At 42.9% G+C, this 9632-nt stretch carries 9 protein-coding genes; 2 read left to right on the top strand and 7 right to left on the bottom strand.

The window, feature by feature from the left end:
- The first annotated feature begins 189 nt into the window (after positions 1–189).
- Positions 190–1419, top strand: coding sequence for a phosphoglycerate dehydrogenase (gene serA, locus AACR09_RS01330; RefSeq protein ID WP_017077788.1), 1230 nt, complete (start codon positions 190–192; stop codon positions 1417–1419).
- 119 nt (positions 1420–1538) lie between these two features.
- Here serA and AACR09_RS01325 read toward each other — a convergent pair whose 3' ends face one another.
- The gene (locus AACR09_RS01325) at positions 1539–2252 is read right to left on the bottom strand and encodes an oxidative stress defense protein (RefSeq protein ID WP_004735362.1); all 714 of its coding nucleotides are present in this window, start codon (positions 2250–2252) and stop codon (positions 1539–1541) included.
- 110 nt (positions 2253–2362) lie between these two features.
- The gene (locus tag AACR09_RS01320) at positions 2363–3259 is read right to left on the bottom strand and encodes a LysR family transcriptional regulator ArgP (RefSeq protein WP_029222260.1); all 897 of its coding nucleotides are present in this window, start codon (positions 3257–3259) and stop codon (positions 2363–2365) included.
- 142 nt (positions 3260–3401) lie between these two features.
- Here AACR09_RS01320 and AACR09_RS01315 point away from each other — a divergent pair, with 142 nt between their 5' ends.
- Positions 3402–4031 carry a LysE/ArgO family amino acid transporter gene (locus AACR09_RS01315; RefSeq protein ID WP_193835904.1) on the top strand — a complete coding sequence of 210 codons (630 nt, stop codon included), beginning with the start codon at positions 3402–3404 and terminating at the stop codon, positions 4029–4031.
- A gap of 112 nt (positions 4032–4143) precedes the next feature.
- On the opposite strand, the gene mscS is transcribed toward AACR09_RS01315, so the two are convergent.
- From mscS to AACR09_RS01290, 5 genes are all read right to left on the bottom strand, one after another.
- A complete protein-coding gene (gene mscS, locus AACR09_RS01310; protein WP_029405993.1) occupies positions 4144–5010 on the bottom strand; it encodes a small-conductance mechanosensitive channel MscS in 867 nt (288 codons plus the stop codon).
- A 375-nt stretch (positions 5011–5385) separates the two neighbouring features.
- Positions 5386–6462, bottom strand: a complete 1077-nt coding sequence (gene fbaA / locus AACR09_RS01305; RefSeq protein ID WP_004735492.1) for a class II fructose-bisphosphate aldolase — start codon at positions 6460–6462, stop codon at positions 5386–5388.
- Between the two features lie 155 nt (positions 6463–6617).
- Positions 6618–7781, bottom strand: coding sequence for a phosphoglycerate kinase (locus AACR09_RS01300; protein ID WP_004735491.1), 1164 nt, complete (start codon positions 7779–7781; stop codon positions 6618–6620).
- 166 nt (positions 7782–7947) lie between these two features.
- Positions 7948–8997 carry an erythrose-4-phosphate dehydrogenase gene (epd, locus tag AACR09_RS01295; RefSeq protein ID WP_032545991.1) on the bottom strand — a complete coding sequence of 350 codons (1050 nt, stop codon included), beginning with the start codon at positions 8995–8997 and terminating at the stop codon, positions 7948–7950.
- A gap of 214 nt (positions 8998–9211) precedes the next feature.
- The coding region (locus AACR09_RS01290; protein ID WP_322621720.1) for a transketolase-like TK C-terminal-containing protein at positions 9212–9632 on the bottom strand (421 nt) is incomplete at its 5' end.

The raw sequence follows: 9632 nt of genomic DNA, 5'->3' as shown, positions 1-9632 counted from the left end.
GGCTGTAAAATTATGTCTTATTCCGTAATTTTCTTACCCAAAACATTTTTTTTTTGTTACTTTATTGTTCAGAAGACGCACAGGGAAAACGTTTGTCTCCTGACAAAATGGTGAATAAGTTCCTCTTTTAGCCGTTTTGTAGCACGTGCGCCGCATTTGCCCAACCTTTCCATTTTAAGGACGAGAACAATGGCCAAAGTTTCACTGGAAAAAGAAAAAATTAAAATTCTACTTCTAGAGGGTCTTCACCCTTCTTCTGTAGAAGTACTGCAAGCCGCTGGTTACACAAACATTGAGTACCATAAAGGCTCACTACCTGAAGATGAACTTCTTGAAGCAGTGAAAGATGCTCATTTCATTGGTATCCGTTCTCGCACCAACATCTCCCAAGAAGTTATTGATGCAGCAGAAAAGCTAGTTGCAGTCGGTTGTTTCTGTATTGGTACTAACCAAGTTAACCTTCAAGCGGCAGCAAAACGCGGTATCCCTGTTTTCAATGCACCGTTCTCAAATACTCGAAGCGTTGCTGAGCTAGTTCTTGGTCAAGTTCTATTGCTACTACGCGGTATCCCAGAGAAGAATGCTCTTGCTCACCGTGGTATCTGGAAAAAGAGTGCTGACAACTCTTATGAGGCTCGTGGTAAGCGTTTAGGTATCATCGGTTACGGTCATATTGGTACTCAGCTGGGTATTATTGCTGAAAACCTTGGTATGCGTGTTTACTTTTACGATATCGAAAACAAGCTGTCTTTGGGTAACGCAACTCAAGTTCATACTATGACTGACTTGCTGAACAAGTGTGACGTGATCTCTTTGCACGTACCTGAAACCAATGAAACGAAGAACATGATGGGTAAAGAAGAGTTCGAGCGCATGAAGCCTGGTTCTATCTTTATCAATGCAGCACGTGGCACGGTAGTAGATATCCCAGCTCTGTGCGGCGCCCTAGATTCTGGTCACCTTTCAGGTGCAGCAATCGATGTATTCCCAACGGAACCAAAAACCAATGCTGACCCATTTGAGTCACCATTGATGCAGTTCGATAACGTGATCCTAACGCCTCACGTGGGTGGTTCAACTCAGGAAGCACAAGAGAACATCGGTGTTGAAGTAGCAGGTAAGCTTGCAAAATACTCTGATAATGGCTCAACGCTATCAAGTGTTAACTTCCCTGAAGTATCATTACCACTGCATACGGGTGCTTCTCGCCTGCTGCACATTCACGAAAACCGCCCGGGTATCCTAACTCAAATTAACACCATCTTCGCAGAGGAAGGGATTAACATTGCAGGTCAGTACTTACAAACTGCAGCAGATATGGGTTATGTGGTTATCGACGTGGAAGCGAATCGTTCAGAAGAAGCTCTGCTTAAACTGAAAGAGATCGAAGGCACAATTCGTGCTCGTCTACTTCACTAATCATCGAATTAGATCATAAGTAAAAATAGAAAAGGCTCTCGTAATGAGAGCCTTTTTAGTATTTGGCCTACTGTAGGTAAATAGATCATGATGATCTAATCCCTCCTGAGGTATGTTCACTACTCTTCTAGTTGATAGATCACATTCACTCGATCACGAATGGTGATCGTCGAATCTTCATAAGAATTCGACTCGGTTCTCGCATCCATCGCCATTGAACGCATCAATACAGGCTGAGAAGATTGTGCGTTGTAATCTACGCGCCATACATCACCTAACTCGCGCTCAAAACCACTCGCCAATGATTTAGCTTTTGATGTCGCATCTTTAATGGCCTCCAAGCGCGCTTGCTCCTGATACTTAGCTTGGTCACGAACCTGAAGTTGGATATTATCGATCTGGTTAATACCTTGCCCAATGGCAATATCCATGTAGTCATTTAAGTTGGCTAGCTCATTCACTTGAACAGTCACATTACGTGATGCACGGTAACCAACCAGTTCAGGTTTACCATTTTTCGGGTAATGATATTGAGGAGATAAATACAGGTTAGAGCTGTGTACATTCGCCTCATCAACACCCGCTTGATGTAGCTTATTTAGAAAGCCAGTCACCACTTTATCAACTGTGTTTTTAGCCTGCTCAGCAGTCATCGTCGATTCCACGACTCTAACAGAAAATGTCGCCATATCTGGTGTCGCGATCACTTCACCATAGCCTGTCGTTGAAATATGCGGAAAAGATGGCGAGTCAGCCAATGATGGAAAACTCACAGCACTCAATGCTGCAGTAAGAGTAAGAGACGTTGCTAACATCTTTGGTACAAACTTCATTAGGTAGACCTATGCTGAACAAATGTTCTTTTATCATAGAGCAATTTGTCACATAACCAATCCCGCGACAGGACTTCTAACACAACTTTGACGCTGCAAAAACCAACAGCTTACTGAGGTAAGTGGTTGTGGGCATAATTTAATATCGCTTGAGAGATCTCTTTTAATACCCCGCTCTCTAATTGCCAATGGTGCCAATAGATTCGATAGGACAACAAAAAGCCGGGCGTAATATCAATCAAAGCACCAGACTCTAGCTCCTCGATAATCTGCAATCGAGGAATCAAACAGTAAGCGACGCCCGACAATGCCAAGCGTACAAATGCTTCTGAACTGCCGACAGTATGATTGATCACGCTATCTCTCGGGACATTAAAATGATCATGCAAAAACTTCTTATGCAGATCATCGTATTGGTCGTACGAAACCGCTGGGGCTTTGGTTAGTGTCGAATAGTTCACTCCATCAGAGAAGTAACGTTGATGGAAGCTAGGGTTCGCCACACACACATAATCCATTCTTCCAAGATAGTCCGCACTGCAACCCGGAATAGGTTGAGGTTCGAGGCTGATTGCCCCAGCAACCTCACCACTTTTAATCTTCTCAATGGTTCTTGATTCACCATGAATCGCGAGGTTCAACTCAACTTGACGTGAATTCATCACATCAGATAACGCAGGAAGTAACCATGTCGCCAAGCTATCAGCATTGGTCGCAATAGACAGAGAAAGAGGTTGAGTTCCCTCTTCGTTCATCAACTCTGGGACAAGCTCGTGCTCTAACAAGCGAACACGACGATACAAACCCAACAGTTTTTTCCCTGCTGGTGTTGGCCTTGGTGGGCTCTCTCTTACCAGAGCAGGCTGTGCTAACCATTTTTCCAGTTGTTTGATGCGTTGAGACACCGCAGACTGGGAGATATATAACTGCTCGGCTGCCCTTTCAAAACTGCGTTGTTTCACCACAGCGTCCAGTGCTTCTATCCATTTATAATCCAATCCACGCATCAACTTGCTTCCTTTTTGACCTGATTACCGCCCACATTAGCAACTCTAATAATAGATTAAAATCATTAATTATACTTATTTAAGGGGTCGGAGTATCTTCGCCATATAGCACGTAAATATCGTTAAATAAGTGGAGGTTAAAATGAATTTTTGGGTTTTATTACAAGGTTTTGGTCTAGGGGCGAGCATGATCATCCCTATTGGCGCTCAGAACGCGTACGTCTTAAATCAAGGGATTAAACGCAATCACCACCTAACCACAGCGACGATTTGTAGCCTACTCGATACCTTGTTCATTTCATTAGGTATCTTTGGTGGCGGAGCGATCCTGTCGCAAAATGAATTACTGCTCACCTCAGTGACACTGGGTGGTATCGCATTCCTAACCGTTTATGGTTTATTGTCATTGCGCAGTGCGTTCAGAACACGTACTAATGATGAATCAAAGGGTGAGATACTGGCTCGCGGTAAGCGCACCGTTGTTTTAGGTGCATTGGCAGTAACTGTATTAAACCCGCATCTTTATTTAGACACTGTAGTGATTCTTGGATCCATAGGCGGCCAGTTTGAAGGCAACGATAGAATAGCTTTTGCTATGGGGACTATCTTAGCTTCATTCGTGTGGTTTTACTCTTTGTCATTAGGCGCTGCAAAGCTAGGCCCAACGCTATCGAAACCCAAAGTTAAGAAAGGCATCGATATCGCGGTAGCAACCATGATGTTCGCTATTGCACTTGTACTCGCCAATGGACTCATTGAGCAGTACGGCTAAATCCGTTCATATTGCGTCATCCACAAACTTAACTCATCAAAAAAAAAGGCGGATAACCTAAGTTATCCGCCTTTCCTTATAAAAGCTTATAGCTAGAAAAACTAACTAGAAATTAAGCTTCTACTTTATTCATGTGTACATCCATTTGCGGGAATGGGATTTCGATACCTTCGTTATCCAAGCCTTCTTTGATTGCTTGCATCAGGTCGAAGTAAACATTCCAGTAGTCAGCAGTGCTGACCCAAGGACGAACAACAAAGTTAACTGAAGAATCCGCTAGTGTGTGAACACCAACTTGAACGCCAGGCTCTTTCAGTACACGCTCATCAGATTCACAGATCTTAGTCAGTAGCGCTTTTGTCTTTTGAAGATCGGCGTTGTAAGAAACACCAATCATTAGATCAATACGGCGCGTATCATGACGAGAGTAGTTAGTAATTGGGCTACCGATAACACTACCGTTAGGTACTACAACCATTTTGTTATCTGGTGTTGTTAGAACGGTTTGGAAGATCTGAATTGAATCAACTGAACCTGCTACACCACCAATTTCCACGTAGTCACCAGACTTGAATGGACGGAATGCAACGATAAGTACACCCGCAGCAAAGTTAGATAGTGAGCCTTGTAGTGCAAGACCAACAGCCAAACCAGCCGCACCAATAACAGCGACTACAGATGCAGTTTGAACGCCTAAACGACCAAGTGCAGCAATTAAAACAATAACAAACAACAAGTAACGAACTAAACCATGGACGAATTCCACAACTGCTCGGTCCATTTTCTTCTTCTGAAGAACCTTAGACACGCTATTCGCTACTGCTTTAACAATAAGATTACCAATAAATAGAATTATCAGTGCTGAGATAATGTTTACACCGTATTGAATAAACAGATCTGAGTTATTTGTTAACCACTGCTCTGCGTGAGACAAACCATCCACAATTGGAGTCTCAAGCGCTGTCGAACTATCAGCCATAATGTGCATCCTCTATATAATATGCTATGAGCTAAACTGTCTTAAGCCAAAATCACTTAACAATAAGAAACAGTTCAAAGCCTGTTAAGTCATTGTGTTAAAAGTAAATTAAAGCTAAGTCCTTTTTATAAACTGAACCAAGTCCAATTTTTCGGCACGATATCCTATCTTTGACAGATTGCAAAGTCATATTTATGTAAGCTTTTGAATTAATAAAACTTACTAATAAACACAAATACCGATAACTAAAAGACTACGAAATTTATTCACCGCACGCTAGGTTTTTCACATATTTAGTACAAGTTTTTATCAGACATAAAAAAAACCGCTCAATGAGCGGTTTTTTAAAACTTAAAGAGTACTTAATTCAAAGAATTACAGTACGTCTACAGCGTTAAGGTCAGCGAATGCTTTCTCAAGACGAGTAACCATTGAAGACTGACCAGCACGTAGCCATACGCGTGGATCGTAGAACTTCTTGTTTGGAGCAGCTTCGCCAGTTGGGTTACCGATTTGACCTTGTAGGAAATCACGGTTCTCAGCTTCGTAAGTACGAACGCCATCCCATGAAGCCCACTGAGTATCAGTATCGATGTTCATTTTGATAACGCCGTAACCGATAGACTCTTGGATTTCTGCTTCAGAAGAACCAGAACCACCGTGGAATACGAAGTTAAGAGCGTCAGCTGCAATGCCAAACTTCTCAGCACAGTATGCTTGAGAGTCACGCAGGATAGTTGGAGTAAGTACAACGTTACCAGCTTGGTAAACACCGTGTACGTTACCGAAAGAAGCTGCGATAGTGAAACGTGGGCTAACCGCGTTTAGTTTCTCGTATGCGTATGCAACATCTTCAGGAGAAGTGTAAAGCTCAGATGCGTCCATATCAGAGTTATCAACGCCGTCTTCTTCACCACCAGTACAACCAAGTTCGATCTCGATTGTCATGTTTAGTTTAGCCATGCGAGCTAAGTAAGCTGCACATGTTTCGATGTTCTCTTCTAGAGACTCTTCAGAAAGGTCTAGCATGTGAGAAGAGAATAGTGGCTTACCAGTTTGTGCGAAGAACTCTTCACCAGCGTCTAGTAGACCGTCGATCCATGGAAGAAGTTTCTTAGCAGCGTGGTCAGTATGAAGAATAACTGGAACACCGTAAGACTCTGCTACTGCGTGAACGTATTTTGCACCAGCTACAGCGCCAAGAATTTGTGCGCCTTGACCTTCAAGTTTAACGCCTTTACCAGCGAAGAAACCTGCACCACCGTTAGAGAACTGAACAACAACTGGAGCTTTAGCTTTAGCAGCAGCTTCAAGAACAGCGTTGATAGTATCAGTGTTGATTACGTTTACTGCAGGAAGAGCAAATTTGTTTGCTTTTGCTACTTCAAATACTTTCTGTACGTCATCGCCAGAAATTACACCAGGTTTTACAAAATCGAAGATCTTAGACATGGAAATAGTCCTATTTATTCTATCGTTTTAAGATTAAAAAACTTAAGTTTAAAAATTTGCAATCGTTTGCTCACAACTTATGCCATTCTAGCAAAAAAGTGTGATATGCAGCAAACGTTAAAAGGCGAGATTCACATCTCGCCTTTCTAAATCAATTACGCTTTAGCACGCTCTTCAAGCATTGCTACTGCAGGAAGTACTTTACCTTCAACAAACTCAAGGAAAGCGCCGCCGCCAGTAGAGATGTAAGAAACATCTGCTTTGATACCGAACTTGTCGATAGCTGCTAGTGTGTCACCACCGCCTGCTACTGAGAAACCTTCAGAGTCAGCGATTGCTTTAGAAATACCAGCAGTACCCGCTTCGAAGTTTTTGAATTCGAATACGCCTACAGGACCGTTCCAAAGAATCGTTTTTGCGTTGCCGATGATTTCAGCTAGAGCTGCAGTTGAATCTGGGCCAAGGTCGAAGATCATGTCGTCGTCTTGAACTTCAGAAACGTGCTTAATTTCAGCTTCTGCGTTTTCGTCGAATGCTTTAGCACATGCAACGTCAGTCGCTACTGGGATAGCACACTCTTTCATTAGCTTCTTAGCAGTTTCAACTAGGTCAGCTTCGTATAGAGACTTACCTACGTTGTGGCCTTCAGCAGCGATGAACGTGTTCGCGATACCACCACCAACAACAAGTTGGTCAGCGATTTTAGAAAGAGATTCTAGAACTGTTAGTTTAGTAGAAACTTTAGAACCACCAACGATAGCCACTAGTGGGCGAGCTGGGTTGTCCATTGCTTTACCAAGAGCTTCAAGCTCAGCAGCTAGAAGAGGACCAGCACATGCTACAGGAGCGTAAGTACCAACGCCGTGTGTAGAAGCTTGAGCACGGTGAGCTGTACCGAATGCGTCCATCACGAAGATGTCACATAGTGCAGCGTACTGCTTAGAAAGTGCTTCTTCGTTCTTCTTCTCGCCTTTGTTAAAGCGAACGTTTTCAAGAACAGTTAGCTCACCAGCGTTTAGCTCAAGACCATTTACGTAATCTTTCGCTAGTTTAACGTCGCAGTCTAGTGCGTCGTTTAGGTAGTTAACTACAGGAGCTAGAGAGAACTCTTCGTTGTATTCGCCTTCAGTAGGACGACCAAGGTGAGAAGTAACCATAACTTTTGCGCCAGCTTCTAGGCAAAGTTTGATAGTTGGTAGAGATGCAAGGATACGTGCATCTGAAGTTACTTTACCGTCTTTTACTGGTACGTTTAGGTCAGCACGGATGAATACGCGTTTACCTGCAAGTTCTAGGTCAGTCATCTTGATCACAGACATGATTTGTCCTCTCAAATTTAAATAAAAATAAAGTTTTGGAAACTCAGCAACCCTGCTAAGCCTATAAATTATTCAACTGGTAATTCTTGAACTACTCATAATATGTGGACACTTAGTATTTATTTCAAGCTAAAAAATAAATAATCCATACATTAGCTTCTAGGTCTTACTTCTTGCCTTCAGAAGCTTGCATTGCAAGAACCGTATCCAGCATCCGGTTCGCAAAGCCCCATTCATTATCGCACCACACTAGCATTTTCACTAAGTGGCCGTTGCTCACTCGAGTTTGTGAACCATCAACAATTGCGCTATGGGGATCGTGATTAAAGTCGATGGAAACGAGCGGCGCTTCAGTATAGTCAACTATATTGTGTAATGTACACTGGGATGCATTAACAATGGTTTGATTTACGTCATTAACTTTCACATTTGCATTAATTGTGACACTTAAATCCATCGCAGTGACGTTTACCGTCGGCACACGCACAGATATAGCTTCAAATTTGTTAGAAAATTTCGGGAAGATTCTTTCAATACCTTTATGCAGTTTGGTATCGACAGGAATGATGGATTGGCTTGCAGCTCGAGTACGACGCAAATCGCTATGGTATGCATCAATAACTTGCTGATCATTCATTGAAGAGTGAATGGTCGTGATAGTACCAGACTCAATACCAAAGGCATCATCAAGCACCTTAATGATAGGGACAATACAGTTGGTGGTACATGAACCATTGGAAACGATTCGATGATCGGCTTCGATAGTCTCGTGATTCACACCATAGATAATGGTGTTATCAAGGTCATTAGCACCAGGATGCGAGAACAGCACCTTTTTCGCTCCAGCAGCTATGTGTGCTAAGCCGTCATCTCGGCAACCGTAAACACCGGTACAATCGAGAACAATATCGACTTCAAGGTCACGCCAAGGCAACAGTTCAATATCAGCCAAGTGTAAGATACGAATAGTATCAAACTCTCCTTTATCTTCAGCACCAATGCCATGGTGAACATAGATGTGCTCTTGATCGTTAGAGATTTTCTTGCCGAAGCGGCCGTGACTGGTGTCGTACTGTAATAGGTGAGCCATAGCGTCAGGTTGAGCAAGCTCATTGACCGCTACTACTTTGATTTGTTGGCTTTTGCCACTTTCATAGACAGCGCGCAATACATTGCGCCCTATTCGTCCAAATCCATTTATCGCGACTTTTAGCATAGTTCCGTACATCTAACCAAAATTTCGTGCAACAGATGATAACTGAATCCTACCTAAAAGGCATTACTTGAATAACTCAGCTTACTTATGACAGATTGATCTGTTGCTTGTAAGCCTTAGTCTAAGTGATAACAAACCCCAGATACAAAAAAACCGAGCTTAAAGCTCGGTTTTTCATTCATTTCATTGTTCGCACAAGGCTAGTAATCAATGATTAAGCTAAAAGCTCTTTCGCTGTGTTTACTACGTTTTCAGTAGTGAAACCGAACATCTTGAATAGTTCGCCTGCTGGTGCAGATTCGCCGAACGTTGTCATACCAATGATCTTGCCACCGAAGCCAACGTACTTGTACCAGAAGTCAGCGATGCCAGCTTCTACTGCGATACGAGCTGTAACGTCAGATGGAAGTACAGACTCACGGTACTGCGCGTCTTGCTTGTCGAATGCGTCAGTTGCAGGCATAGATACTACGCGTACTTTCTTGCCTTCAGCTGTTAGTTCAGCAGCAGCGCTAACCGCTAGCTCAACTTCAGAACCCGTTGCAATGATGATTAGCTCTGGCTTGCCAGCACAATCTTTCAGGATGTAACCACCCTTCGCGATGTTTGCTACTTGCTCAGCGTCACGATCTTGT

It is taken from the genome of Vibrio sp. OPT20, from assembly GCF_963889365.1.
GTDB classification, from domain to species: Bacteria; Pseudomonadota; Gammaproteobacteria; order Enterobacterales; family Vibrionaceae; genus Vibrio; species Vibrio splendidus.
This window is presented reverse-complemented; position numbering and strand designations above follow the sequence as displayed.